General features: G+C 64.5%; 26 protein-coding genes. 14 read left to right on the top strand and 12 right to left on the bottom strand.

Annotated elements, in window-relative coordinates; translation table 11 throughout:
• Positions 1-32: 32 nt before the first annotated feature.
• Positions 33-851 carry a c-type cytochrome gene (locus RN01_RS04950; RefSeq protein WP_024570003.1) on the top strand — a complete coding sequence of 273 codons (819 nt, stop codon included), beginning with the start codon at positions 33-35 and terminating at the stop codon, positions 849-851.
• 19 nt (positions 852-870) lie between these two features.
• Here RN01_RS04950 and RN01_RS04945 read toward each other — a convergent pair whose 3' ends face one another.
• Entirely contained in the window at positions 871-1782 is a 912-nt protein-coding gene (locus RN01_RS04945; protein WP_024570004.1) for a bestrophin family protein, read from the bottom strand.
• A gap of 286 nt (positions 1783-2068) precedes the next feature.
• On the opposite strand from RN01_RS04945, the gene RN01_RS04940 reads away from it, so the two are divergent.
• Positions 2069-2818, top strand: a complete 750-nt coding sequence (locus RN01_RS04940; protein ID WP_017512209.1) for a hypothetical protein — start codon at positions 2069-2071, stop codon at positions 2816-2818.
• Here the strand turns inward: RN01_RS04940 and RN01_RS04935 are convergent.
• Positions 2748-3341, bottom strand: coding sequence for a hypothetical protein (locus RN01_RS04935; RefSeq protein WP_017512210.1), 594 nt, complete (start codon positions 3339-3341; stop codon positions 2748-2750). The two genes, RN01_RS04940 and RN01_RS04935, sit on opposite strands and share 71 nt — an antisense overlap.
• A gap of 95 nt (positions 3342-3436) precedes the next feature.
• Here RN01_RS04935 and RN01_RS04930 point away from each other — a divergent pair, with 95 nt between their 5' ends.
• From RN01_RS04930 to RN01_RS04910, 5 genes are all read left to right on the top strand, one after another.
• Positions 3437-3784, top strand: coding sequence for a transcriptional regulator (locus RN01_RS04930; protein WP_017512211.1), 348 nt, complete (start codon positions 3437-3439; stop codon positions 3782-3784).
• A gap of 421 nt (positions 3785-4205) precedes the next feature.
• Positions 4206-4610, top strand: a complete 405-nt coding sequence (locus RN01_RS04925; protein WP_017512212.1) for an ESPR-type extended signal peptide-containing protein — start codon at positions 4206-4208, stop codon at positions 4608-4610.
• A gap of 85 nt (positions 4611-4695) precedes the next feature.
• Positions 4696-5343 carry a CsgG/HfaB family protein gene (locus RN01_RS04920; protein ID WP_029700248.1) on the top strand — a complete coding sequence of 216 codons (648 nt, stop codon included), beginning with the start codon at positions 4696-4698 and terminating at the stop codon, positions 5341-5343.
• 30 nt (positions 5344-5373) lie between these two features.
• A complete protein-coding gene (locus RN01_RS04915; protein ID WP_017512214.1) occupies positions 5374-5859 on the top strand; it encodes a DUF4810 domain-containing protein in 486 nt (161 codons plus the stop codon).
• Positions 5856-6515, top strand: a complete 660-nt coding sequence (locus tag RN01_RS04910; protein ID WP_017512215.1) for a DUF799 domain-containing protein — start codon at positions 5856-5858, stop codon at positions 6513-6515. Before RN01_RS04915 ends, RN01_RS04910 begins: the two co-directional genes overlap by 4 nt.
• 119 nt (positions 6516-6634) lie before the next feature.
• Here the strand turns inward: RN01_RS04910 and RN01_RS04905 are convergent, their stop codons facing one another.
• Entirely contained in the window at positions 6635-7120 is a 486-nt protein-coding gene (locus RN01_RS04905; protein ID WP_008651834.1) for an adenosine-specific kinase, read from the bottom strand.
• Positions 7121-7311: 191 nt separating this feature from the next.
• Here RN01_RS04905 and RN01_RS04900 point away from each other — a divergent pair, with 191 nt between their 5' ends.
• Positions 7312-8361, top strand: coding sequence for an MBL fold metallo-hydrolase (locus RN01_RS04900; protein ID WP_024570006.1), 1050 nt, complete (start codon positions 7312-7314; stop codon positions 8359-8361).
• A gap of 39 nt (positions 8362-8400) precedes the next feature.
• On the opposite strand, the gene RN01_RS04895 is transcribed toward RN01_RS04900, so the two are convergent.
• From RN01_RS04895 to RN01_RS04880, 4 genes are all read right to left on the bottom strand, one after another.
• Positions 8401-9123 carry an MgtC/SapB family protein gene (locus RN01_RS04895; RefSeq protein WP_008651836.1) on the bottom strand — a complete coding sequence of 241 codons (723 nt, stop codon included), beginning with the start codon at positions 9121-9123 and terminating at the stop codon, positions 8401-8403.
• A 112-nt stretch (positions 9124-9235) separates the two neighbouring features.
• Positions 9236-9436, bottom strand: a complete 201-nt coding sequence (locus RN01_RS33775) for a hypothetical protein (protein ID WP_024570008.1) — start codon at positions 9434-9436, stop codon at positions 9236-9238.
• A 281-nt stretch (positions 9437-9717) separates the two neighbouring features.
• The gene (locus RN01_RS04885) at positions 9718-11133 is read right to left on the bottom strand and encodes a cell wall metabolism sensor histidine kinase WalK (RefSeq protein ID WP_017512217.1); all 1416 of its coding nucleotides are present in this window, start codon (positions 11131-11133) and stop codon (positions 9718-9720) included.
• A 1-nt stretch (position 11134) separates the two neighbouring features.
• Positions 11135-11812: a response regulator transcription factor gene (locus RN01_RS04880; RefSeq protein ID WP_008651839.1), complete on the bottom strand. Its 678-nt coding sequence runs from the start codon at positions 11810-11812 to the stop codon at positions 11135-11137.
• Between the two features lie 177 nt (positions 11813-11989).
• Between RN01_RS04880 and zneB the strand changes: the two genes are divergently transcribed.
• Genes zneB through RN01_RS04865 form a run of 3 tightly spaced genes read left to right on the top strand, consistent with a single transcriptional unit; the run spans position 11990 to position 17806 of the window.
• Positions 11990-13147, top strand: coding sequence for a zinc efflux RND transporter periplasmic adaptor subunit ZneB (gene zneB, locus RN01_RS04875; RefSeq protein WP_024570009.1), 1158 nt, complete (start codon positions 11990-11992; stop codon positions 13145-13147).
• On the top strand, positions 13140-16259 hold the full coding sequence (locus tag RN01_RS04870; RefSeq protein ID WP_024570010.1) for an efflux RND transporter permease subunit: 3120 nt from the start codon (positions 13140-13142) through the stop codon (positions 16257-16259). The genes zneB and RN01_RS04870 overlap by 8 nt, the downstream gene beginning before the upstream one ends.
• A complete protein-coding gene (locus RN01_RS04865) occupies positions 16259-17806 on the top strand; it encodes an efflux transporter outer membrane subunit (protein WP_024570011.1) in 1548 nt (515 codons plus the stop codon). The genes RN01_RS04870 and RN01_RS04865 overlap by 1 nt, the downstream gene beginning before the upstream one ends.
• Here the strand turns inward: RN01_RS04865 and RN01_RS04860 are convergent.
• Genes RN01_RS04860 through RN01_RS04850 form a run of 3 tightly spaced genes read right to left on the bottom strand, consistent with a single transcriptional unit; the run spans position 17791 to position 20687 of the window.
• Positions 17791-19233 carry an ATP-binding protein gene (locus RN01_RS04860; protein WP_017513856.1) on the bottom strand — a complete coding sequence of 481 codons (1443 nt, stop codon included), beginning with the start codon at positions 19231-19233 and terminating at the stop codon, positions 17791-17793. The two genes, RN01_RS04865 and RN01_RS04860, sit on opposite strands and share 16 nt — an antisense overlap.
• The gene (locus RN01_RS04855) at positions 19209-19874 is read right to left on the bottom strand and encodes a response regulator transcription factor (RefSeq protein WP_011519728.1); all 666 of its coding nucleotides are present in this window, start codon (positions 19872-19874) and stop codon (positions 19209-19211) included. The genes RN01_RS04860 and RN01_RS04855 overlap by 25 nt, the downstream gene beginning before the upstream one ends.
• A 48-nt stretch (positions 19875-19922) precedes the next feature.
• Positions 19923-20687, bottom strand: a complete 765-nt coding sequence (locus tag RN01_RS04850) for a membrane protein (protein WP_017513858.1) — start codon at positions 20685-20687, stop codon at positions 19923-19925.
• 303 nt (positions 20688-20990) lie between these two features.
• On the opposite strand from RN01_RS04850, the gene RN01_RS04845 reads away from it, so the two are divergent.
• Positions 20991-21302, top strand: a complete 312-nt coding sequence (locus tag RN01_RS04845) for a hypothetical protein (RefSeq protein ID WP_008651852.1) — start codon at positions 20991-20993, stop codon at positions 21300-21302.
• A gap of 7 nt (positions 21303-21309) precedes the next feature.
• On the opposite strand, the gene RN01_RS04840 is transcribed toward RN01_RS04845, so the two are convergent.
• Complete coding sequence (locus RN01_RS04840; RefSeq protein WP_017513859.1) at positions 21310-21930, bottom strand: response regulator transcription factor; 621 nt, start codon at positions 21928-21930, stop codon at positions 21310-21312.
• A gap of 73 nt (positions 21931-22003) precedes the next feature.
• Here RN01_RS04840 and RN01_RS04835 point away from each other — a divergent pair, with 73 nt between their 5' ends.
• Positions 22004-23623 (top strand): ATP-binding protein, encoded by a 1620-nt coding sequence (locus RN01_RS04835; protein WP_024570012.1) that lies wholly within the window; start codon positions 22004-22006, stop codon positions 23621-23623.
• Here RN01_RS04835 and RN01_RS04830 read toward each other — a convergent pair.
• On the bottom strand, positions 23613-25169 hold the full coding sequence (locus RN01_RS04830; RefSeq protein ID WP_017514498.1) for an efflux transporter outer membrane subunit: 1557 nt from the start codon (positions 25167-25169) through the stop codon (positions 23613-23615). The two genes, RN01_RS04835 and RN01_RS04830, sit on opposite strands and share 11 nt — an antisense overlap.
• Before the next feature lie 169 nt (positions 25170-25338).
• Between RN01_RS04830 and RN01_RS04825 the strand changes: the two genes are divergently transcribed.
• A complete protein-coding gene (locus RN01_RS04825; protein WP_024570013.1) occupies positions 25339-26553 on the top strand; it encodes an efflux RND transporter periplasmic adaptor subunit in 1215 nt (404 codons plus the stop codon).
• Positions 26554-26559: the final 6 nt, after the last annotated feature.

The following is a 26559-nucleotide window of genomic DNA, read 5'->3' as shown; positions in this document are numbered from 1 at the left end:
AAATCGTTCACATATAAACCAAGGAGAACAAAGTGAACCGGACAAAACTGGGTGTTCTGGCGTTTGTCGCCATGGCGACATGCGCGCCGTTCGTATCGCATGCGGAGAAGACCGTGCCCCTGGTCGTTCCCGATGAGGCGTCGATTCCAACCGGGCCGGTCGGCGATGCTGTCCGCCGTGGCAAGCAGTTGCTCACCGATACCCACAAGCAGTTGCCAAAGAACGTCGGCAACGGGCTGAACTGCACGAACTGCCACCTGAACGGCGGCACGACGGCCTATGCCTCGCCTTGGGTGGGGCTGTCGGGCGCGTTCCCCGAATACCGCTCGCGCAGCGGCAAACTGATCTCGCTGCAGGAGCGCGTCAACGACTGCTTCCAGCGTTCGATGAACGGCAAGCCGCTGGCGTTCGACTCCGCCGAGATGAACGCGATCATGGCCTATATGAAGTGGCTCTCCTCCGGCGTACCGGTCGGCACCAACGTCACCGGCCGTGGCTTCGAGAAGATCGACACCGCGCTCGTGCCGAATCGCGAGCACGGCAAGGCCGTCTACGCGGCGCAGTGCGCGTCGTGCCACGGCGCCGACGGCCAGGGCATGAAGAATCCTCAGGGCGGCTACGTGTTCCCGCCGGTCTGGGGCAAGGACTCGTTCAATATCGGCGCGGGCATGGCGCGGATGTACACGGCTGCGGCCTTCGTCAAGCACAACATGCCGCTAGGCCAGGGTGGCACGCTGTCGGCGCAGGATGCGCTCGACGTGTCGGCATACTTCACGGCGCAGCCGCGCCCGGACTACGCCGCGCGTGCGAACGACTGGCCCAAGGGCGACAAGCCGAAGGACGCGCGCTGATGCGAGGTGATTCCCCGGTCTAGGTCTGGATATAGCCGTCACTGACCGGCCGGGGGCTAAGCGGCTGCTCGCCCACCATCTCCAGCACGGTCGATTCGATCATGTAGGACATGGTGGCCAGCGCCAGGTCGTTGGGCTCTTCGCCGAAGGGCTCCTCTATCTCCGCGCTGAGCGCTTCCAGCGCGAAGAACGTATAGGCGATGAAGCAGACGATCACTGGCGTCATCAGGCCGATCGTGTCGAGCAGCCCGAACGGCAGCAGCACGCAATAGAGATAGATGCAGCGGTGGATGATGACGGAGTAGGTGAACGGAATCGGCGTGCTGGCAAGGCGCTCGCATCCGCCCAGCGCGCTGCCCAGATGGCTCAGCGCGTTTTCCATCGGCAACGCCAGCGACGGCGACAGCTTTCCCAGGCGTAGCTGCTCGCCCAGCCATTCGCCGGCGATCAGCAAGGCGATGGCGGGTTTGAACCGGGCGTCGCGCATGCGCTGGCTGGTGGCGGTATCGACGAACGGCGCGATATCGGCCGCCGGGTCCGTGCCACGTAACTGGTGGCGCAACGTGTGCACGAAGACGCAGAGCCGGTGGGCGATTTGCCGGGCGGCATCGGGGTCCGACGTCAGCGTCAGCGCCTGCCGCACAAGCGACCGCGACTCGATCAGCACGCTGCCCCAGAGCGTCCGTCCTTCCCAGTAGCGCGCATAGCTGGTGCTGTTGCGAAAGCCCAGGAAGATGGCCAGCGTCAGCCCGATCAGCGAGAACGGGACGAAATTCAGCGATACCTTCCAGTCCCAGATCCGCCCGTGAAACGCGGTAATGAGCGCGGAGAACAGCGTAACGCCGAGCAGTTGCGGCGCGATTGTCGGCAGCACGGACCCGCGCAGGACGAACAGCATCCGGAACCAGTGCAGTTGAGGCCGTGTGATCATGGGTGTTCGTACGGGGGCTGGGTCAGGATCTTCTGTTTTCATCGGGCGCCGGCATGGCCGAGAGAATACACCTTGATGACAGCCCACCTGTTGCAGGCGACCGACATTCTGTATGAAGTACCAACTACATAAGACGCCGTGCAGATCTGATTGTTATACTTTTTATAACGATTAAAACGGGTACGGCAGAGAGTCTGGGGGTCATGCAGTGGAAGGCTGTTCGAGTTGGGGCGGGTATCCCGCGTTCATAGGCGCAACCCCGGCGGCGCAAGCGGATGGGGCGGGTGTGTCCGCCTGCGATCGCAAGCCGGGTCTGGACGCTTTTCTGGCTTCATATGCCGGAATGCAGGGCAATCCTGAATCGCCAGTCTGGCTGTGCGAGGCAACCTCACGTCTGGCGGGCTCGCCAATCGCCGCATCGCCAGAGCCGTTGCAGATGCCCGTCGTCTGGAATGCGGATTTTCGTCAGCGCAATCAGGACGAAATGCCGAAATGGCAGAGTCATCAGAAAATCGCGCGGATTCTGACCGCCGTGCACACTCTTGCCACCGATCCTGGCGCGCCGGACTGGAAGGAGTATTTCCAGGAGCGGTTGTACGGGCCGGCAGGTAACGAATTCTGGCTGAGCCTCTACCCGGCATTGGTCCGGACCGTGGATTCGGCATCCGGACGCTCGCCGCACGATACGCTCGCCGTGCCACGCACGCTCCCGCGCTATGCGGCGCTATGCCGGCAGGGCGGACGCTTCGAGTTCGTCACGAGGCTCGCGCGGCACATGGCGCCGAAGATCATCGTTTGCTTTGGCCATCAGCATTCCGATGACTATCGAAGTGCGTTTGGTTTCGCTGGCGTTGTGGGAGAGGACGTGATCCTGCAGCCGGCCGATCTGCCCAAGCGGCTGCGCGTCTTCACGAAGGACGGGACGAAACTGGTGATCGTGCCGCTACTCGGCGGCACAGACGGTATCAATTCCGATGTCCTGCAGATTGCTCTGGGAAGGTACATCGGGCGTCTGCTCTCGGGCGGCGCGGCATGAGCGCGAGCAAGCCCTTGATCGTGTAGATCACGATCAGCGTGCCAGACAGGTCACCGATAAACATGACGAAGAAGCTCTGCACGACGTGGTCCGCACCGTCGTGCAGATAGAACCAGATGTGATGCAGCAGCGGGCTGGCCACCGAGTACGCCACGATGCAGGCCAGCAGGCGTTTCGGCGTCAGGTTGGCCAGTGACGCCCGCAGCCCAAACCAGTGCTGCGCCAGCTTGTACACGAGATAGGGCGCGACAGTCGCCAGGATGCCGCCCATGAACGCGCGGCTGAAGTCGTCCGGAAACAGGTACAGAAAGCAGACGAGCCAGGAAACGATCAGCAGGCCCACTGCGCCGGCCCCGCCGAACAGCAGTGTCGCGACCAGCCGCACGCCCGCAGGCAGGTAGATCCAGTTGATGCCGGGAATCAGTTCCAGTTGCGGGAACAACCAGTCGTTGGCCGCCAGCGTCAGCGCGAACATGACGATCGTCGCCAGGACCATGGCGAACTGCAGACGGAGGTGGGGCATTGACGTAGAATCCGACCGGTACCAAATTGGGGGCCGGCGGATGATAACGCATCCGCTCTCCGTCAATGTCCCGCGCCCCGGCCGATGCTGTCCGTATGACCAGACCCGCTGATATCTACCTGCGCTTCCTGCAGCTTGCCGACGCCGTGCGTGGACTGCCCACGCTCCCGACGCTGGACCCGCTGGAGCAGCGCATTCTGGAGTTCGTGGCACGCGCCGGCCAGGCTGGCCAGTCGCTGTGCGTGCGCGACATGATCGGCCATGCCGAATTCGGCTCGCCCGCGACGCTGCACGCGCGGCTGAAGTCGATGCGCGAGAAGGGCTGGATCGAACTCGCGGACACCGAAGACGCGCGTCGCAAGCAGGTCGAACTGACACAGGCGGCGCTGCGTCACTTCGATAAATTGTCTGAATGCTTGGTCAAGGCAACAAAAAATCGTTGAACATTGATTTAAGAAAATTCTTGCACCGTGCATAGAGCGTGCATGGCGTTGCAGGCCCCTCCGCCAGTCCCTTCCTTTCGCCTGCTTTCCTCATAGTATTTCTATTTCCCTGAAGCATTACGGCATCAATGCGCACTGATGATTTGCGCGCGTTCAATTTTTTACGATTAAAGAATCGTCGCGCACGAGCCACGCTCCGCGTTCTGGTTGACCCATCCCCTGACTGCAAATTGCGCAAGAGCAAGTATCTGTCGAATTTAACCTTCGGCGGATAGACGCTGCTCATATGCTGGCCTTCAAACCGCACAGGTCTGGCCGCGCTTGACTGGCATGCCTGTCGGCTACATGCCTCCGCAAAGCACGGAGCCTGATCTGGGGATCAAACGTCCCCGTTTGTCGTTTCGTCGGGAATCGCCGGGTTATGAATACCAATCTGTACCGCCTCGTGTTCAACGCGGCGCAAGGAATGCTAGTGGCTGTGCAGGAAAGTGCGGCCAATCGAGGCAAGGGCCGTCACGCCGGCCGTGGAATGCCGACGGCGCGCGCTGCCACCGCGCGTTTTGCATTGCCGGCGATCACGCTGGGCGTGTGGATGGCAATGGGGGTGCCGGTAAAGGCCGTGGCGCAGATCGTGGCCGATCCGAATGCCGGCGCCCATCGTCCGACGGTCGGACAGACCGCCAATGGCTTGCCGCAGGTCGATATCACGCGTCCTTCCGCAGCAGGGGTCTCTCCTAATCAATATTCGCAATTCGACGTCAACAAGCCCGGCGCCATTCATACCTCTCGCGTCACTGGCGGGACGCAGATGGCGTACCAGTACTGAGTTTTCATACCGGCGGCTTTCGCCGCTTTCAGCAATGTAGTCAGACAGGAGAAATTGGGTGATTCGATTCAAGACCTATGCCGCGATGGGCTTCGTGGCGGCGCTGGGACTAGCAGGCTGCGCGACCGAGACGTCCACGGCGGTGGCCGTGCAGAAGGTGGAAAGTGCCAGCCGCCCCTACAACGGCGTGCGCACGCCGATCGCCGTGGGCAAGTTCGATAACCGCTCGAACTATATGCGCGGTGTGTTCTCGGACGGCATCGATCGGCTGAGCGGCCAGGCGAAGACAAGTCTGGTGACCCACCTCCAGCAGACCAATCGATTCAATGTGCTGGAGCGCGAGAACCTGGACGAGATGAAGCGCGAGGCGACGATCAAGAACCAGGCGCAGAAGCTCAAGGGCGCCGACTATGTCGTGACCGGCGACATCACCGAGTTTGGCCGCAAGGAAGTCGGCGACGTGCAGCTGTTCGGCATTCTGGGCCGCGGCAAGGAGCAGGTGGCCTACGCCAAGGTCAATCTGAACATCGTGAACATCAGCACCTCAGAGGTCGTGTACTCGACGCAGGGCGCGGGCGAGTACAAGTTGTCGAACCGGGAGGTGATTGGCTTTGGCGGCACGGCGAGCTATGACTCCACGCTCAATGGCAAGGTGATGGATCTGGCCATGCGCGAGGCCGTGAACAACCTGGTCAACGCCATCGAATCCGGCGCGTGGAAGCCGCAGCAGTAATCGCTGTTCTTTGTACGACGGGAAGAAAAAATGATGAGCATGGTCACGCTGCGCAAGGCAGCGTTTTTGTCGGCGGCCGGCCTCGTGCTGGCTGGTTGTGCGAGTGGGCCGAAGCCCCTCTATCAATGGGAGGGGTATCAGACCCAGGTCTATCAGTACCTCAAGGACGGCGCGAAGGAGGAGCAGGTGCTGGCGCTGGAAAGCGGGCTGGACAAGATGAAGGCGAAAGGTGGCTCGGCGCCACCGGGGTATCACGCCCAGCTTGGCATGTTGTATCTGAATCTGGGCAAGGGTGACCAGATGGTGAAGGAGTTCCAGACCGAGAAGACGCTGTTCCCGGAAGCCACGCCCTATATGGATTTCCTGATGCGTAATGTGAAGACCGATGCGCGCAAGGATGTGAGCGCAGGGGCGGCAACCAACGCCGCAACCAGCGCCGCAACCAATGCCTCCACCAAGGCCAAGGCTGACACGGCGGAAGCGAAGTCCGACGCCAACACCGGGAGCGCCAAATGATGCGTCGAATCCTGACCTATATCGCTGGCCTTGGTGCCGCGACGCTGTTCGCGGGCTGTGCCGTGCCGACCAAGCAGATTGACTATTCGGCGTACAAGGCCAGCCGGCCGCGTTCGATTGTGGTGCTGCCGCCGTTGAATGAGTCGCCGGATATCAATGCGACCTACGCGATGCTGGCGCAGTCCACCGCGCCGCTGGCCGAGTCGGGCTACTACGTGCTGCCTGTGGCGCTGGTTGACGAGACGTTCCGCCAGAACGGGTTGACCGTGCCGGGTGACATCCACACCGTTCCGGTGGCCAAGCTGCGCGAGATCTTCGGCGCCGACGCCGCGCTATATGTGACCGTGAGCGAGTACGGTTCGAAGTATCAGGTGCTCAGCAGCGTAACGCGCGTGGCCGCGAGCGCGAAGCTGGTGGATCTGAAGACCGGCGACGTGCTGTGGAGCGGTTCGGCCGCCGCGGCCACCGACGACTCCGGTAATGCCGGTGGCGGACTGGTGGGCGCGTTGATTGCCGCGGCCGTTGCCCAGGTGATCAACCACACGGTGGATCGCAGCTACGGCGTGGCTGGGGCCGCGAGCGACCGGTTGCTGTCGGCGGGTCAGCCCACCGGTATTCTGTACGGGCCGCGTTCGCCGAAGTATCAGTCGGACTAACGGTAGCCGGCGTACATCGTCAGGCCACGACCTCGGTGATCCGGGGTTGTGGCGGTGCCTCATGGACGATACGGGAAATACAAGCGATACGCGCGATAGGCGCCATCGCTCCCACCAACTCAGAGCTTGTAGCCAATCTGCCGCAGCAGTTGCTTCCGGTCGGCGATATCGGCGGCGGTCTCGATGCCCAGCGGCGGCTCCCCATCGACGACGCCGAGCACGGCCCGGCCAAGATCCGTCTGCGCGACGATGACCTCAGTCGGGTTCGCGGTGGCACAGTAAATGCGGCATACCTCCGGCACGGCGCGTACGGCGCCGAGCACGTTGACGGGAAAGAACCCATCCCCAAGAAAGATCAGGAAGGTATGCCCGGCCGCGATCGCGGTGGCGTTCTGGCAGGCCAGGTCGATCATCGCCTCGTCGGTGCCAGACCAGCGCACGAGCCGTTTGCCCGATGCCTCGCAGAAGGCGATGCCGAAGCGGATGCCGGGTACCGTGCCGACGAGCGCCTCGTGCAGATCCTCGACGGTCTTGATGAAATGTGACTGTCCGAAGATGAAGTTGGTGTCTGCCGGCTTGGATACCGGCACCGCGCTGAGTTCCATGACTTGCTCTCCCGCATGGGTGCCTATCCAGTCAATGGTAGGCCGCGTGTCTTCGAATGCAAGCCGATGCATCCCGGGTGGATTAAGATAGCCGTTACGCCGCGCCGGCGTCGCCGCAGATGCAGCACGCCGGCACGTGTTCAGCGACATCGTCAGTTTCCATCGACATCTACATTCAGAAGGAATCTCTCATGAAGCTGCATTCAGCTCCGCTTCGTGCCGGAATGGGCTCCGGCAAGCGCGTGTTCCAGGCGCTGGTTTCCGCCACGCTGCTCGCGGCCGCGACACTGGTCCTGCCCGCGATGCCGACCGATGCGCGCGCGCAGGCACCCGCGCACGCGCAAAAGAAGACGCAGGTACCCGGCTACTACCGCATGATGGTCGGCCAGTTCGAAGTCACCGCGCTGTACGACGGCTATATCGATCTCGATCCGAAGGTGCTCAAGTACACCAGCGCGCGCGAGGTGCAACGGCTGCTCGCGCGCATGTTCGTCGAATCGACGCCCGGCATGCAGACCGCCGTCAATGCCTATCTGGTCAATACCGGCAGCCATCTGATTCTGGTCGATACCGGCGCATCGGCATGTTTCGGCCCGACGCTGGGACGCATTCGCGAGAACCTGCACGCCGCCGGCTACGAGCCGGAACAGGTAGACACCATTCTGCTGACCCACCTGCACGCTGATCACGCCTGTGGTCTGCTGTCCAATGGCACGGCGGTGTTTCCCGCCGCCACTGTCTATGCCGACAAGGCCGACGCGGACTACTGGCTCGATGAGTCGAAAGCTGCGGCAGCCCCCAAGGATGCGCAGGGTCTGTTTGCCATGGCACGCGACGCAGTGGCGCCGTACCGGGCGGCTGGCCGGTTCCGCACGTTTAGTGCCAGTGCCGGCGCTGGTGACGAACTGGTGCCCGGCGTGCGCGCGGTGCCCGAGTTTGGCCACACGCCGGGGCATGTCGGCTATCTGTTCACGTCCGGCAAGGAAAAGCTGCTGCTGTGGGGCGATGTCATCCATAGCCACGCGGTGCAGTTCCGCAGCCCGCAGGTGGCGATCGAGTTCGATACCGACAGCCATCAGGCCGTGATTACGCGTAACCGCGTGCTGGCCGACGCCGCCCGCGACAAGCTCTGGGTAGGCGGCGCGCACCTGCCGTTCCCGGGCATCGGACATGTGCGGCGCGAGCAGGTCGGCTATACATGGGTGCCCGTCGAGTACGGGCCGATCCGCAACGATCGCTAAACGGGGCGGGACTCACTCTGGCGGCGCCTTCGGGCGCCGCTATTCCGTGGTGCTCGGACTCCAGAACGCCTGGCTTACCGCTTCACATGCCGAAAGCCGCGCCACCACGGCATCCAGCTCGTCGCCGTCGACCGAAGTGGCCATGAGCACGGCTTCGATCTCGATATCGTTCGCGCCGAATGCGTGAACCACCAGATCGCGCGTGGGGTGGTTGCTGGCTTCCAGCATGTCCGACAGCAGCCGCAATGCCTCTTTCTGGCGATGGCGTGGCGTGATCACGTAGACCGTGTTGGTCACCTCGACCGCAGGCGTGTCGATTGGCTGCTGGTTGATGCGATTGACCACGGGACGCAGCAGCGTGTTGGCGGCCAGCACGAACATGCTGCCCAAGCCGGCCTCGATGATCAGGTCCGCGCCCGCGCTGGCGCCGACCGCGGCGGAGCCCCACAGCGTGGCAGCGGTGTTCAGGCCGCGCACATTGCCTTCCTCGCGCATGATCACGCCCGCACCAAGAAAGCCGATGCCGGATACCACGTAGGCCACCACGCGCACCGCGCCGTCGTGGCCGGCCAGCCGGTTGGCCATGTCGACGAAAATGGCCGCGCCCACGGCGACCAGCACGTTGGTGCGCAGGCCGGCGGTGCGCTGGCGGTACTGGCGTTCATAGCCGATGACCCCGCCAAGCACGAAGGCGGTAACCAGGCTGATGCTGGTGTCGAGGAGCGACTCAAGGTTGATGTTCTGGATGGCTTCGATGGACATGCTCGACGGAAGTGGAAATCATGACGCCACATGGCAGCCGTGGCTGGCATGTGGCAGGACACGGCACGTGCGTGCCGTGGCGTACAACTGGCGTATGGATCGCGGACGCGTCTTACCAGAGCGTGCGGCAGAACCGGATGGCCGCGTCGGCGTATTCCCGATCGGTTCTCGGGGCGTCCGTGCGGCCGGCCTGGCCGAGTGATTTCGAGTTCGTGGTCGAGGTGTTCGACTGCGTCTGGGCGCGCAGGAACGGGGAGACCAGACGCTCTGTGAGCGCGGAGGTCCGGGTGGTGGATGCGAGGAACTTGCGCATTTCCGACTCCTTCGCTGTCCTGCCGATCATGGCGGAACAGCATGGTGCCTGCCGGGGCAGGCGCGTGCGAGTGGCGCGCGGCGGGCTGGGGCGCCCGTGATTGCCGCTGCGTGACTTGCGATGGATCGATGCAAGCCAGCGACAAAATGGATGTGGGTGGCCTGCTTAACCTTGTGTTGGATATCGACTAGAACAACAGTCCATTTGAGGGTCCTCCCCAGGCGAGCTTTGATGGGACGCAGTGTATCGACGGGGTGCTGCTCCGTACACTGAATTCTTCTTCAGGAACTGGTTTCACGCGGTGCCAGCGGAATCCTGACCGTGAACACCGCGCCGCCGTCGGGCCCGTTGGCGGCCTCGATATGCCCGCCCTGGGCATGGATGATCGATTGCGACAGGGCCAGGCCAAGACCCACTCCCTCGTTCTCGGACGCGCGCGCCCCAGCGCCACGGAAAAAGCGGTCGAACAGGAAGGGCAACTCGTCCGGGGGGATGCCGGGGCCTTGGTCGGTGACGCGCAATGTGGCCTGGTGCGCGTCGGCGGCGCAGTCCACCACGATCTTGCTGCCCTGTGGCGAGAACTTGAGCGCGTTGTCCACCAGATTGGCCAGCACCAGCCCCACCGATCCGTGCGACACCTTGGCGCCGCCCACCGCTTCGCTGCTTGCCACCAGTTCGACCTGCCGTTCACGGGCGGCTGGGCCAGCGCGCAACAGCGTTTCCGCGATCAGCGCATCAAGTGCCTGTGGCTCGCCAGCCTGGCGATCCTGCCCCGCGTCGAAGCGGGCCAGCATCAGCAGTTCCTCGATCAGCCGGGTCAGGCGGCCCACTTCATCCAGGCAGGAGCGCAGCGTATCCACGTACTCCTGGCTCTCGCGCGGCCGCCGCAACGTCACTTCGATCTCGGTGCGCAGGCGGGAAAGCGGCGAGCGCAGTTCGTGCGAGGCGTCGGCCGTGAAGCGTCGCTGCTGGTCGAAAGCCTGCTCGAGCCGGTCCAGCATCGCGTTCAGCGTATCGACGAGCTGGCCGATTTCGTCCGGCGTGCCGGGGTGCGGCAGGCGTTCGCCAAGGTTGGCGTCGCCGATGAGCCGGGCCTGCTTCACCACGTCGTTGATGCCACGGAACGCGCGCCGCGTCAGCACGCTGCCGGCGGCGCCCACGGCGGCCAGCAGCGCGGCGGCCATGATGCCGAACAGGATCGTGGCCGACTCCAGCACGTTGTGCACATCGTCCAGCGAGCCCGCCACCTGGATCACCACGGGCTTGCCGTTTGCCACGGCGGGCAGGGACACCATGCGCAGCGGTTCTTCGCCAAAGCTCGGCAGCGTCTGAAAGACCGCCTGGCCGCCTGATGCGAGTTCGTCGAGCAGCGCGGGCGGGGCGGGCAGCATGGCGTCGCCCAGGTTTGAGCTGCGGGCCAGGATTTCGCCCTTGGCATTGACGATCTGCACCAGCCGGTCCAGGCGCACCAGGGATGGCGGGGCCGACCCGGGCGGGCGCTCGTGCACGCGGACCGGTTGCCCGTGGCTCTCCACCTGCATGCCGGCCTCGGTATCGGCCAGCGTCAGCAGCGCCGCGTCGAGCTGCCCATGCACCAGGCGCGATAGCTGCCACCACCCGGCCAACGCCGAGCAGGCCACGATCACCACGATGACGGTCCAGTGGGTCAGGACCAGCCGCTGCCGGAAGTTCAGCACGTCAGAGGGCCCCCAATGGCGAGATGCGGAAGCCCTGGCCCCGCACGGTCTGGATCAGCGCCGCCATGCCCGGTGGGTCGAGTTTGCGGCGCAGGTTCTTCATGTGCACGTCAATCAGGTTGTCGATGGCGATCAGGTCCGCGTGCCAGATGTGTTCCGCAAGCTGTGCCCGGCTGACGATCTCCCCGGCGTGCGTCACCAGCAGGATGAGAATCGCGTATTCCTTCGGCGTGAGATCTAGCCGCGCGCCGGCCCGCGTGACGCCACGGGTCTGCGGGTCGATGACGAGGTCATCCAGCGTGATCGGAGCGGGTTGAGCCAGCTCCACACGCCGCAGCAAAGCCCGCACGTGCGCGAGCAGTTCCTCGAAGACGAAGGGTTTGGTCAGGTAGTCGTCGGCGCCGGTGTCCAGCCCGGTGATGCGGTCGTTGATCGCATCGCGCGCCGTCAGCATCAGGATCGGCGTGCGCACGCCCTGCTCACGCAATTCCCGGCAGAACTCGACGCCACTTTTGCCTGGAAGCATCCAGTCGAGGATCAGCAGACTGAACGCGTAACAATTGTGAGCCGCTGCCACGTCAACCGAATGGGCGGTCTCCACGTCATAACCTTCTTCTTGCAGACCACGGGCCAGCAGTCGCGCTGCCTTCTGGTCGTCATCTACCAATAGGATCCTCATGGGTTCGCCTTTCCGGGTCGGGTCTGATTCTATCAGCCGACTTTTCCGCATGTTATGCATACGGCCCTGCCTGAAGAAGAATTCAGGGTGCGCGAGGGCTTGCGTGCGTACCATTGGCGGCAAATTCCCGCATGTGGCGATTCCATATCTTTTGAAACATCAGCATCGGAGTGAATGATGAAAAACAAGCCAGCCTTTCCCGGGCGCGTTGTCTACTGGCTTGCCGCGGCGGTCATACTGGGTCTCGGCGGTGCTGGTGTCTGGACGATGCGCGCCAAGGCCGACCAGAAGCGCGCGGACCCGCCCGTCGCCCTGCGTCATGAAGGCGAGCGCCTGGTAGTCCCGGCCGAGTCGCCATTGCGCCGTACCTTGGCCGTCGCGCCTGCCACGCGCGAAACCGTGGCCGCGCCGTTCAATCTGCCGGCCATGGTGGAAGCCGATCCGGCCAAGCTCGTGAAAGTGCTGCCGCCGCTGGCCGGCCGCATCGTCAGCCTGAACAAGCAGCTTGGCGACGAGGTCAAGGCTGGCGACGTGCTGTTCACGATCGATTCGGCCGATCTCGCGCAGGCCACCAGCGACGCCGCCAAGGCCCGCGCGGCCATGACGATGGCACGCCGCAACCTGGATCGTCAGCGGGAACTGGACAAGTCAGAGATCGCCGCAAAGCGCGACTTCGAGCAGGCCCAGAGCGACTATGACCAGGCCGCCAGCGAATCCCAGCGCGCCGATGCGCGTCTGGCGCAACTTGGCGCCAAGAGTGGCGGCACGGCGCAGACGGGCGGCGGCCACATCCTGACCGTGCGATCACCGATCAACGGGCGCGTGGTCGATCTCAATGCCGCGACCGGCGCGTACTGGAACGACACCACGGCCTCGCTGATGACCGTTGCCGATCTCTCGCACGTGTTTGTCACGGCCAACGCGCAGGAAAAGGATCTGGGCCACGTGTATGTCGGCCAGTCGGCCACCGTCAAGTTTGACGCCTATGACGATCCGCAACCGGGCAAGGTGCGCTATGTCGGCCAGATCCTTGATGCGGACACGCGCACGACCAAGGTGCGCATGGTGTTCGACAACCCCGACGGACGGCTCCGTCCCGGCATGTTCGCGCAGGCTACCTTCCTGTCCCAGCCGCATGAAGGCATCGTCGTGCCGATGTCGGCCATCGTGCAGAGCGGCTTCTACACTCGCGCATTCGTCGAAGTGGCGCCGTGGCAGTTCGAACCCCGTGTGATCAAGCTCGGCGCGCAAATCGGCGACCGGATGGAAGTGAAGTCGGGCCTGTCCGCGGGAGACCGCGTGGTGGTGAAGGAAGGGGTGCTGCTGAATGATTGAGCGCCTTGTAACCCTGTGCTTCAACCGGCGCGGTATCGTCGCGCTGGTGTTCGCGATGGTCGCGCTGTACGGCTGGTACGCGTGGAAGCAACTGCCCCTGGAAGCGTATCCGGACATTGCCGACACCACCTCGCAGGTGGTCACGCAGGTCAACGGACTGGCCGCCGAGGAAGTCGAGCAGCAGATCACAATCCCGCTCGAGCGCGAGATCATGGGCGTGCCCGGCATGCACGTGATGCGCTCCAAGAGCACGTTCGGCCTGTCCCTGATCACCGTGGTGTTCAAGGACGGCGCGGAGGACTACTGGTCGCGCCAGCGCCTGCAGGAGCGCATCAATGGCGTTTCGCTGCCGTACGGTGCGCAGCCGTCGCTTGACCCGCTGACGTCACCGATCGGTGAAATCTACCGCTATACGCTCGTCTCGAAGACACGCGATCTGCGCGAGCTGTCGGAACTTCAGTTCTGGAAGGTGATTCCGCGCCTGAAGCAGGTGGCGGGCGTGGTGGACGTGGCCAACTTCGGCGGCCTGACCACGCAGTTCATGCTCGAGTTCGATCCGGTGATGCTGTCGAAGTACAACATCTCGCTGAACCAGATCACGCAGGCAATCTCCGAGAACAATGCCAATGCCGGCGGCAGCATCCTGAATCGCGGTGAGCAGGGGCTCGTGGTGCGTGGCGTGGGCCTGATCCGTAATCTGGACGATCTGGGCAACATCGTTGTCACCCAGAAGAATGGCGTGCCCGTGCTGGTGAAGGATCTTGGCCGCGTGGTGCTTGGCAACCCGCAGCGCCACGGCATCTTGGGCATGGACCGCAACCCGGACACGATCCAGGGCATCACGCTGTTGCTCAAGAACGAGAATCCGTCGGTCGTGATGGAGGGTGTTCATGCCGCCGTGCGTGACCTGAACGACAACATCCTGCCCAAGGACGTCAAGGTGGTGCCGTATATCGACCGGAGCAATCTCGTCGATGCCACGGTGCATACCGTGGGCAAGACGCTGCTGGAAGGCATGTTCCTGGTGTCGCTGGTGCTGCTGCTGTTCCTGGGCAGCCCGCGTGCGGCGATCATTGTGGCCGTCACGATCCCGCTGTCGCTGCTGATGGCGTTTATCCTGATGCATCACTTCAAGATCCCGGCGAACCTGCTTTCGCTCGGCGCGATCGACTTCGGCATCATCGTGGACGGCGCCATCGTGGTGATGGAGAACATCCTGCGCCGGCGCGAGGAGGACGCGGAGAAAGAACTGCATGGCCGAGACATCATGCAGTCGGTGCTGCAGGTGGCGCGCCCGATTTTCTTCGGCATGATCGTGATCATCACGGCCTATCTGCCGTTGTTCGCGTTCCAGCGCATCGAGTACAAGCTGTTCTCGCCAATGGCCTTCGCCGTGGGTTTCGCGCTGTTCGGGGCGTTGCTGGTGGCGCTGCTGCTGATTCCGGGGCTGGCGTACTGGGCTTATCGCAAGCCGCGCAAGGTGTTTCACAACCCGGCGCTGGTCTGGCTCGCGCCGCGCTATGAATCGGTGCTGAACCGGCTGGTGGGCAGCACGCGCACGGCAATTGGCATCGCGGTGGCCACGCTGGTCGGCGTGATGATCCTGGGCGCGACGATCGGGCGGGACTTCCTGCCGTATCTGGACGAAGGCTCGATATGGCTGCAGGTGACGCTCCCGCCTGGCATCTCGCTCGAAAAGGCTGGCCAGATGGCCGACAATCTGCGTGCCGCGACGATGGAGTTCCCGGAGGTGGAGCACGTGGTGACGCAGGTGGGCCGCAACGACGAAGGTACCGATCCGTTCTCGCCGTCACATATCGAGACCGCGGTGACGCTGCACCCATATAGCACCTGGACCTCCGGCCGCGACAAGCAGCAACTGATCGAGGCCATGGCCACGCGCTTCCGTGATCTGCCGGGTACTCAGGTGGGCTTCTCCCAGCCGATGATCGACGGTGTGCTAGACAAGCTGGCGGGCGCGCACAGCGACCTGGTGGTCAAGGTGTACGGCAACGACTTCGCCGAGACACGGCAGGTGGCCACGGCAATCACGCGGCTGCTGAAGACGGTGCCGGGCGCGCAGGACGTGATCATCGATCAGGAGCCGCCGCTGCCGCAGGTGCGTATCGATGTCGATCGCGCCGCCGCCGCGCGGCTGGGCATCAATGTGGCCGACGTGATGGCGCTGATCCAGACAGGCATCGGTGGCAGCCCCGTCACGCAGGTGTTCGTCGAGGACCGCAGCTACAACGTGGTGGCGCGCTTCATCGGCAGCTCGCGCAATGACCCCGAGGCAATCGGCAACCTGACGCTTACGGCCGCCAATGGCGCGCATGTGGCGCTGGCCCAGGTGGCGCATATTCGTCTGGCCGAAGGCGAGACCACGATCACGCGCGAGATGAACAAGCGGCACCTGACGGTACGCCTGAATCTGCGCGGCCGCGATCTGTCGTCGTTCCTTGAAGAGGCGCGGACGCGCATCGACAAGGAAGTGCCGTACGACCGTACCCATATTCAGGTGGCATGGGGCGGTCAGTTCGAGAACCAGCAGCGCGCCCAGGCACGTCTGGCGGTGATCCTGCCGATGGTGCTGGCGCTGATGTTCGTGCTGCTGTTCGGCGAGTTCAAGAACCTGCGGCAGCCCGCGCTGATCCTGATGGCGGTGCCGCTGGCAACGCTGGGCGGATTGGTGGCGCTGCATCTGCGCGGGATGACGCTGAACGTGTCGTCGGCGGTTGGCTTCATCGCGCTGTTTGGCGTGGCGGTATTGAACGCGATCATCATGATCGCCAACCTGAACCGGTGGCGCGATACCTCTGGCGTGAGCCTGAAGGAAGCGGTGGTGCGTGGCGCGGGCGAGCGGATGCGGCCGGTGCTGATGACTGCGACCGTGGCAGCGCTGGGCCTGATTCCGGCGGCGCTTGCGCACGGGCTGGGCAGCGACGTGCAGCGTCCGCTGGCCACGGTGGTGGTGGGCGGGCTGATCACGGCAACCGCGCTGACGCTGGTGCTGTTGCCCGCCTTGTATTACCTGATCGAGACACGCGCGGCGAAGCAGGTGCGCGAGGAGCCGCCGGTCCAGTTTGGCCCCACCAGTGAAGGGGACTTGTAATGGCTAGAATCACTTCGATCAGCATGGCGGCGCTGCTGGCGCTGGCCACCGCGGGTTGCGCGGTGGGCCCGGACTTCCAGCGCCCGGCCGCGCCCGAGACCGATCGCTACACGGCGACGACATTGCCCGCGGAGACCGCATCGGCATCCACGCCGGATGGGCAGGCGCAGCGCTTCGCGCCGGGGCAGGATGTGCCGGCGCAGTGGTGGACGATGTTCGGCTCCAGCGAACTCAACGCGCTGGTGGATGCCGCATTGCGCGCCAACCCGGATCTGCAGGCGATGGAGGCCGCGCTGCGCGTGGCCCAGGAGAACGTGGCGGCGCAGCGTGGCGCGTTCTTTCCGAGCGTCGACGCGTCGTACACGCCGTCGCGCCAGAAGATCGCCCAGATCATCGCGAGCCCGCTGTCCGACAACAGCGATCTGTTCACGCTGCACACGGCGCAGTTGAGTGTCTCGTATGTGCCTGACGTCTTCGGCGGCACGCGCCGGCAGGTGGAGTCAGGCGTGGCGCAGGCCGACGTTGCCCGGTTCCAGTGGCAGGCCGCGTACCTGACGCTGACGTCGAACGTCGTCAATGCGGCGATCCAGGAAGCCTCGCTGCGCGCCCAGATCCGCGCGACGCAAGACGTCATCGCGCTATCCACGCGCCAGCTCGATGCCGTGCGCAAGCAGCAGCGCCTAGGGCAGGTCGGCGCCGCCGAGGTCGCAGCACAGGAAGCCACGCTGGCGCAGGCGGAAGCGGCATTGCCGCCGCTGGACCGGCAACTCGCCCAGCAGCGCAACCTGCTGGCGGCATTGACGGGCCGGTTGCCGAGCGATGCTGTGCCGCAGCAGTTCGACTTCGAATCGCTGACGCTGCCCGGGACATTGCCGCTGAGCCTGCCGTCGAGGCTGGTTGGCCAGCGTCCCGACATTCGCGCGGCGGAAGCGCAGATGCACGCGGCCAGCGCCCAGATCGGCGTGGCCACTGCGGCCCGCCTGCCGAATATCACGCTGACCGCCGCGCTCGGTAGCTCGTCGCAGGCGATTGGGGATCTCTTCACCGCCGGCACCGGCTTCTGGGGAATCTCCGCGGGCCTGATGCAGCCGATCTTCAAGGGCGGGATGCTGCTGCACCAGCAGCGCGCGGCCGAGGCGGCCTACAAGCAGGCATCTGCGCAGTACCGCAGCACCGTGCTGACCGCCTATCAGGGGGTGGCCGACGCGCTGCATGCGATCGAGGCCGATGCGCGGGGACTGCGCACTGCATCGGATGCCGAGCGTGCCGCGTACCGCAGCTTCAACATCGCCCAGGCACAGTGGAAGGCCGGACAGATCGGCTACCCGGCCGTGATGCTGGCCGAGCAGACGTATCGGCAGTCGGCGATTACGCTCGTACAGGCGCGCGCGAGCCGTTACTCCGATACCGTGGGCCTGATGCAGGCGCTGGGCGGAAGCTGGGAGGATGAATCGGGCAAGACGTTGGAGAACCCGCCGGAGAACCACTCGGACAGCAAGCCGGCCGCAGCGCCGGAGGCCGCCGGCAAGGCTCAGGGTAACGGCTGATCCGTGGCGGCAGCCGCGTGCTGCCGACGGACGCCGCTCTCGTTGCCGCCAACGTTATCGCTATCGTTGCCACCACAGGGCACGCGCACCGTCACGCGCGTGCCGCGGCGAGCGGTCGCGTCGGCGTAGTCGATCTCGACCGTGGCGCCCACCCGCTCGGCAATGACCCGGACGATGGAGAGACCGAGGCCTGAGCCGGGCGCGTCGTTGCCCGGAATCCGGTAGAACGGATCAAAGATTCTGCTTCGTTCCTCCGCGTGGATGCCGGGTCCGGAATCGGTCACGATCATCGCCACCGCATTGGGGGAAGTCTCCACCGACAGATCGACGCGGCCGTGTTCGGGCGTATAGCGGATGGCGTTGTCTACGAGGTTCTTGAGCAGCGTGATCAGCTCCACTTCCTGAATTGGCACCTGCGCATCGGTGTCGCCAACCGCGCCGATGTCGATGTGACGCGAATCGGCCAGTGGCATCAGGTCTTCCAGCACGCGCCGGAAGGCGTGCCGCACGGAGATGCTTTCCGCTGGCGCTGGCGCGGCGGTTGCCGATTGGGCACGTGCGAGACTCAGCAACTGTTCCAGCAGGGCGCGGCTGCGTTCGATGCCGCGCCGCAGGGTGGCCAGCCGGGTGCGCGCCGCCTCGGGCATCTCGGTGCGTTCGAGCCGTTCGGCCTGCAGCGATAGCGCGGTCATCGGCGAGCGCAGTTCGTGCGCCGCGTCGGCGACGAAGCGGCGCTGCATCTCCATGGCCTGCGCGATACGGGCCAGCAGTCGGTTGATCGCCACCACGAAAGGACGCACTTCGGCGGGAAGCTCATCCTCCGGCAACGGATAGAGTTCGTGCTCGCCGCGCTGGTCGATGTCCGTGGAAAGGGTAGAGATGGGGCGAAACATCTGGCGGACCAGATAGGCCACGATCAGCAGCAGCACCGGCACGAGCACCAGAAACGGCAACACCGTGACCTGTGCGCTGTTGCGCGCGATTTCGTCGCGCATGCCGGTTTCCTGGGCGACGGCAATGCGCTGGCCGGTCGGCAGCGTCCGGATCAGCACGCGGTAGGACTCATGGTCGACCTCGAAGGTGCCGAGACCATCGGGCGCGCTGGCGGGCAATGCCAGTATCTGCCGGGCGCCGTCACCGCCCGGTGACAGGGTCTGCACGATCACGCGGGCTTCCTCGTCGCTGTGTGGCAGTCTGCCAGCGTCTGCCAGTTGGGGCGCGGGCAGATGCTGCGCATCGAACAGCATCGACACCTGCCGCAGCAGGTCGTCCTGCATGATGTTGGCTTCGCGGAACGCGGAGGCGAACGAAAAGATGCCGCCGATGAGTGCCACCGCGAGGATCGCCAGCGATACCCAGAGGGATAGCCGTTGCTGGACCGAATGCTTTGGCCCGGCGTGTTTCAGCCTTCCTTCGGCACCTGCCATCCCACCCCCCTGACGTTTCTGATGATGGTGCTGCCAAGCTTTCTGCGCAGGCCGTGGATCAGGAACTCGACCGCATTGCTTTCCACTTCATCGCCCCAGCCATAGATGCGCTCTTCAAGCTCGGCACGCGACAGGATCGCGCCTGGGCGTGCCAGCAACGCCTGCAGCAGCGCGAACTCGCGATTCGTGAGTTGCTGGGGCGCGCCGCCCGTCAGGGTGGCCTGCCGGGTCGACAGGTCCAGCGAGACGCGGCCATTGCCGAGCACCGATGACGCCAGGCCACTTCTCCGGCGCCACACAGCCCGCATTCGCGCGAGCAGTTCATCCATCTCGAATGGCTTGACCAGATAGTCGTCGGCGCCAGCATCGAGCCCGCCGATGCGGTCTTCGAGCGCGTCCCGAGCCGTGAGGATCAGCACCGGCACGGCGCTGCCACGCGCGCGCAGCGACGTCAGCACTGCATGGCCGCTCTTGCGCGGCAGGCCCAGATCCAGCAAGACCACGTCATAGTGCTGGCGATCCAGCGCGTCCAACGCGGCCTGTCCATCCTCGACCCAGTCGGCGGCGCAGGAGGCGTCCTTCAGGGCGTCCTGCACCACCTGTCCGATCATGCGGTCATCCTCGACCAGCAGCACCCGCATCGCGTTCTCCATGCCAACGGTGTCCGACATCACGCATCATAGCGCCGCTCAATGGCTTGCGCGGGCCGCCGCCCGCTGGGGCAGCAGCAGGATGCAGATCACCATGAACGAGACCAGCGCGGCCGACGCCGAGAAGCGGCTCAGCGCCAGCCCACCCGATTGCAGCGGCTTGTCAAGAAAGTCGCCAACCACGGCACCGAGCGGACGGGTCAGGATAAAGGCGGCCCAGAACAGCAGGGTGCGCGAGATGCTGGTCCAGTAGTAGGCCGCGGCAATCGCCGCGAGCAGCGTGACGAAGACGAGCATGCCGCCCAGATAGCCCAGGCCGATGGTGTCGGCGGTCCAGTCGCCCAGCGCCGTACCGAGTGTCTGCGAGAACATGATCGTCACCCAGTAGAACAGCTCGGCCTTCGGCGAGTTGACCGTGTCCACCGACACCGTTCCCATCGAGCGATACCACGTGGCCAGCGACAGCAGGAGCAGCGCCAGCAGCAGTGCGCTGCCTCCGGCATAGCCGATGCCGAGCGAGCGGTCTGCAAAGTCCGCAAGCGTGGTGCCGACGGTGGTCGTGGCGACGATGGTCACCCAGTACAGCGCGGGCCGGAAAGTGCGTGCGCGGATTTGCGCGGAGACGGCGGCAAGGAATATCACCGCGAATATCGCCGTGCTGACGAGGTAGCCGAGATTCAGCGACATCGACAAGGCATCGCCGCCGGTTTCCCCAAGCGTGGTGGCGGCGATCTTGATGAGCCAGAAGCCCAGCGTGATCTCGGGCACCTTGCTGAGTGCGTGATGTGTGGTGGAAGTGTTCATCGCATGTTCGTTGTCTTAAGGCTGGATTAAGTCGCGGCGCGTGCGCGGAGGTTGTACAGCGGCCGCATTAAGTCTTCATTAAGGAGCGACGCCGCGAAAACGAGAGGCCATTCTTTCGTACAAGACTTAGCGTAGCCATAGTGCGCGGCGCGGCAACAATCCCTTACAAAGCTTCCGGCCAGGATGTGTCTGATTCGTCAACGTTCGATGGATATCTCCGTTACACGTCATAACCGCGCTAACAGTTCGCAAAGACAAGACGAACCCGGGCGCTCATAGACTTGCACGCAGGAGGTACTGCATATGAAACGAATCATGATTGCCGGCATCGTGGCCGGCGTGGCGGCACTGGCATCGGGCAGCGCGCTGGCTCGCGTGGACGTAGGGATTGGCATCGGCATTCCCGGTGTCGTTGTGGCACCGGCGGCGCCGGTCTATTACCAACCGGCTCCGGTGTATGTCGCGCCACCGCCTCCGGTCTACGTGGCACCGCGGCCGGTCGTGGTGGCGCCGGGCTACTACGATGGCTGGCGCGGCCGGGAGTGGCGCGAGCACGAATGGCGCGAGCACGAGTACCGCCGTCGTGAATGGCACCGCTGGCACGACGACGACTGATCGGCGCCTACGGTTTGATGAACCCCTCGGTGGCCGCGCGCACCACGGCTTCGACCCGCGTGGCCACGCCCAGTTTTTCCCTGGCGCGGTCGATATGGAAATCGACCGTCCGCTTCGACAGCCCCAGGATCGTCGCGATCTCGCCCGACGTTTTGCCGCGTGCGGACCATGAAAGCGCCTCGATCTCGCGCTCGCTCAGCGTGACGTTCTGCGGGGTGCGTTGTTGCGGTTTGACAGCGCGCGACAGTCGCGCTTCGATAATGCTCTCAAGGATGTCAAAATCCACGGGTTTGGCGACGTAGTCGTCCGCACCCAGGCGGCGTCCCTTGAGTTCGGCATCGCGCTGGGCCAGCGCGGTAAGGAAAACGAAAGGCACTTCAGCATATCGCGGGGCCAGCGCGCGCAGTTTCGCGAGCACCTCGAAGCCGTCCATGACAGGCATCCCCACATCGCACAGGACGAGATCGGGTGGCATGCGCAGAATGGCGGCAAAGCCTTCCTGGCCGTCATGGGCGACGGTCACGGCGAAGCCTCGCTCGCTCAGTTCTTCCGCGATGAGCGTTGCTGTCTCTGCATCGTCTTCGATGCATAGAATCTGGCGGGGAGTATTGTCTGCAGATGTGACCATGTAGGGGCACTACTGTAGGGGAGCGGGCCGTAACCCGTCAATCGAACGGCATCTTGCAACTTCAAGGTAATGTATGCGCCACTTGTCTAGCGCGGAGGGAAAGGTAGCGGTGGGCAGGCTTTCCGCGGCCCCGCTGGCACAGCTCAATCGATTGCGCGTGCGTCTGCCGCTGGTGTTCGTCCTGTTCCTGCTGCTCGTAATCGGGCTGGGCGCGTTCAGCATCAACCGGCTCAGCGCCTTTCACAACGTCGCGGCCGAGATCAGTGGCCGCTGGCTGCTGAGCAACCGCATCGCAGGCGATCTCAACAACAGCATCTCGGACTTCCGCGCTACCGAGGGTGAACTGCTGACCGCGCGTCGCGGCAAGGATCGGGGGCGCGCGGAAGGTTCGCTCGCGGTACTCGATGAAGAAATCGCGGATGCCAAGCGGCGCTACGAAACGATCGAGCATGACCCCATCGAGCTGGACCTCTACCGGCAGTTCAGCGAGCAGTGGCGGGCATATCGGGAACTGGCCAGCCGAGTGCTGGTGCTTTCCCAGCGCGATGACAAGACCGACGCCATCGCGCTTTACTACCAGGAGTCCCGACGCGCCTTCACTGTGGCCAACGCCACGCTGGCGACGCTGACCGAGCGCAACGTCACCGGCGCGAACGAGGCTACCCAGGCGGAGGCCGTAGCCTACCGGCATGCCAGGGACCTGATCGTGAACGCGATCATCGTGGCGGCGCTGCTGATGATTGCCGGCGTGCTCTACTTCGTCACGGCTGTGACCAATCCAATCGCGGAACTGGTCGACCGGATGCACCGGATCTCCGACAACGAAACCGAGATCGACATCCCATCGACCGAGCGCCCGGACGAAGTGGGCGAGATCGCTCGCGCCGTGGTCCGGTTCCGCGATAACACGGTGGCGCTGGCGCAAAGCCGCGCCACGCTGGCCGAGCAGGCCCGCACGCTGGAAATCACGCTGGCCAACGAGCGGCGCATGGCGGAGCTGCAGCGCAACTTCGTGTCGATGGTGTCGCACGAATTCCGCACCCCGTTGACCGTGATCGACGGCTACGCGCAGCGCCTGAGCCATATCAAGCCGCCGCTGTCGCTTGAGGCGGTGCAGGATCGTTCGAGCAAAATCCGCGCGGCGGTGCGGCGGATGACCGCGCTGATCGAAGACATGCTCGGGGCATCGCAGGTACTTGACCTGGCAACACCGGGGGCGTTTCAACGCACGGAGTTCTCGTTACACCTGCTGGTGCACGAGGTCTGCGAGATGCATCGCGAAAGTTCGCCGGATGCGCAGATCGTCGAGCAGTGGCACGCCGACGTACCCGAGGTCTTCCATGGCGATGCGCGTTTGCTGTTCCAGGCCGTGAGCAATCTGATCGGGAACGCCGTCAAGTACTCGCCGCCGAAGACGCCGGTCAGCGTGGATGTATCGATGGAATCGGGCGCGATCCTGATTTGCGTCGCGGACCAGGGCATCGGCATTCCGGAGAAGGATCTCGGCCACGTGTTCGAGCGATACGTGCGCGGCGCCAACGTGACCGGCACCGCCGGCGCGGGCGTGGGTCTCTATATCGTCCGGCTGGCCGCCGAATTGCACGGCGGCACGGTGTCGGTGCGGAGCGCGGAAGGCACGGGCTCGCGCTTCTTGCTCAGGCTGCCAGAAGCGCCAGCGCCGCTCAGCGCGTAGCGACTTCGGCGCGGGCCGGCTTGCCCGCGTCACCCACCTGCGTGCCTTCGGCCTGGCGGTTCCACCAGCCGCCACCCAGTGACTGGTAGAGCGCCACGGTATCCGTGAAGCGCGCAGCCTGCGCCTGTGCCGTGGCCTGCGTGGCAGTGCGCATCGTCTGTTCGGCGTTGAGCACGGCCAGCACATTGACGTAGCCGCTCGACAGTTGCTTCTCGGTGATCTCCAGCGTCGTGCGCGCGGCCTGCTCCGAGGTGATGGCCGCACGCAGCGTTTCCGCATCGGCGTCGATCGCGTGCAGCGTATCGGCCACGTTCTGGAACGCGTTGATGACGGTGCTGCGGTACTGGGCCTCGGCCTGCACGAGCGCGGCATCGGCGCCGTGCTTGAGCGCCAGCATCGTGCCGCCCGCAAAGAACGTTTGCGCGACGTTGCCCGCCAGGCTCCAGAAGACGTTGCCGGCGCTGAACATCTGATTGAACACGGTGGCCGTGCCGCCGTACGAGCCAGTGATGGTGAGCTGCGGCAGCATGTTGGCGATAGCCACGCCGACTTCCGCCGTGGCCGAGTGCAGTTGGGCTTCGGCCGCGCGCACGTCCGGGCGCTGTCGCACCAGTTCAGACGGCAGCGACACCGGCAGTTCCGCCGGCAACTTGAAATCGTCGAACGTGAACTCGGCGTCGAGCGGATCGGCCGGCAGCTTGCCCGCCAGGGCAGCCAGCAGGTCGCGCTGCAGGGCCAGTTGCTTGCGCAGTCCTGGCAATGCCTGCTCGGCCTGCGCAAGCTGGGCCCGGGCTGCGGCCACTTCGAGGCCGCTGACGAACCCGAGTGTGAACTGTTTCTGCAGCAGGTTGTACAGCTTGGTCTCGATGGCGACGATGCGTTGCTGCGCGTCGATCTGGGCGCGCAACGAGGCTTCCTCGATAGCGGCCAGGCTGATGTTCGATGCCAGTGTCAGGTACGTAGCCTCCACCTCGAAGCGCTGTGCATCCTCGAGCGCCTGCAGCGATTCCACCCGTCGGCGGTTCAGGCCGAACACATCGGGCGCGTAGCTGATCGACAGTTCCGCCGTGTGCAGGTTGTAAAGCGGATCGCCAGACGTCAGCGTCGGCGAGATCGTTCCTACCGCATTGCGCTGCCGCGATGGCGAATAGGAACCCGAGATGGTCGGGAAGAAGAAGCCCTGCTGCGCGCGCACCTGCGCCTGGGCTTGCCGCAGTGCTGCTTGCGCGGCCGTCACCGTCGGATTGGCCTTCATCGCTGCCGCGATAAAGCGGTCGAGCTTTTCCGAGTGCAACATGCTCCACCACTGCTCGGGGATCTGCATGCCTTCCACGAAGCGCTGGGCTTCGCCGCCTTGCACCGGCGCGGATGCCGTCTCGGTGGGCAGCGGCTTGGGCGTGTACGCGGTAGCGTCGGGCGCCTTGGGCGTCTGGAAATTGGGGCCGACGGCGCACGCCGTCAGAACGCCGCAAACGGCCAGGGCGCAAGCCGTGCCGGCGAATGGGATTCTCGAACGAATGGAAGGGCTGCGGTGATCTGGCAGCATGGGCCGTGACCTCAAAGCGATGGCTGGTGCTGTTGGTAGAGCTATTGGTAGCGCTGGGCGGATTCTATGAGCGATGCGCCGGCCAGGCCACTGTCATTAATCACAGTAGACCGTGACGCGGCGAACTCTCATCATTTGGCCAAGTTTTCAGAATCCAGAGGGTTAGTCCATGCGTTTCGATGCCAAGTCCGCCATCCTGGGCGGGGGCGCCACCGCTGTGGTCCTGGTGGGGTTGATGTTCGCATTCAACGCGTGGACGCAGCCCAGCCCGCTCTACGGCCCGGAAAAAGGCTTTGGTCAGGGAGGTCCGTCGGCGCCCAAGGTGGCGCCGCGCGGCTCGTCCGTCACGCTGACCCAGACCCAGATGGGTACGGTCAAGGTCGTGTCGGTGCAAGACTATGAATTTGCCAACCAGCGTGAAGCCGTCGGCAATATCGACTTCAATCAGGACCGCTCGGTCCAGGTGTTCACGGCCTACCAGGGCAAGGTCCGCAACGTGTTCGTCAAGGTTGGCGAAGACGTGGCCAAGGGAGCGCCGTTGTTCGATATCGAGAGCCCGGATCTGGTCCAGGCCGAATCGACGCTGATCTCCGCGGCCGGCGCGCGCAAGCTCAATGCCAAGGCGCTGGAGCGCGCGCATCAGCTCTTCGAGATCCAGGGTATCGCGCAGAAGGATCTCGACCAGGCCATCTCCGACCAGCAGGCCTCGGAAGCCGCCTACAAGGCAGCACGCGACGCCGTGGCCATCTTCGGCAAGAGCGCGTCCGAGATGGATCGCATCATCGAACAACGTCGCACCGACCCGGTCCTGACCGTGTTCAGCCCGATCGCGGGCCGTGTGACGGCGCGCAATGCGCAGCCGGGCCTTCTGGTCCAGCCCGGCAACAGCCCGGCACCGATCACGGTCTCTGATATCTCTACGGTCTGGATGCAGGCATTCGTGACCGAAGCAGACAGCCCGCTGCTGAAGGTGGGGCAGGCGGTCAAGGTCCATGCGATGGCCTTTCCGGGGCGGGAGTTCGCCGGAACCATCACGACGACGGGCGCGTCCATCGACGCAGCCACGCACCGTCTGATGGTCCGCTCCGAGGTCAAGGACCCGAAGCACGAACTACGGCCGGGGATGATCACATCCTTCTCGATCCGCACCGGTGAGCCAGATCATTCCGCGGCAGTCGCCGCCGATGGTCTGGTGCGCGAAGGCGACGGCACGATGACCGTATGGACGACCACGGATCAGCGCCGCTTCGAGCGCCGCGTGGTCACGGTCGGACAGACCCAGGACGGTCTGGTGCAGATTCTTAGCGGTCTTGCGCCGGGCGAGCTTGTGGCGAGCGAAGGGGCATTGTTCCTGAGCAATGCCGCGGCACTGGCCGCCCAGTAAGCGTAT

Origin of the sequence: Cupriavidus sp. SHE (genome assembly GCF_000812445.1) — a bacterium.
In the GTDB taxonomy this organism is placed as follows: domain Bacteria; phylum Pseudomonadota; class Gammaproteobacteria; order Burkholderiales; family Burkholderiaceae; genus Cupriavidus; species Cupriavidus metallidurans.
Note: the sequence above shows the minus strand (reverse complement) of the source record. Positions and strands in the feature narration are given on the sequence as shown.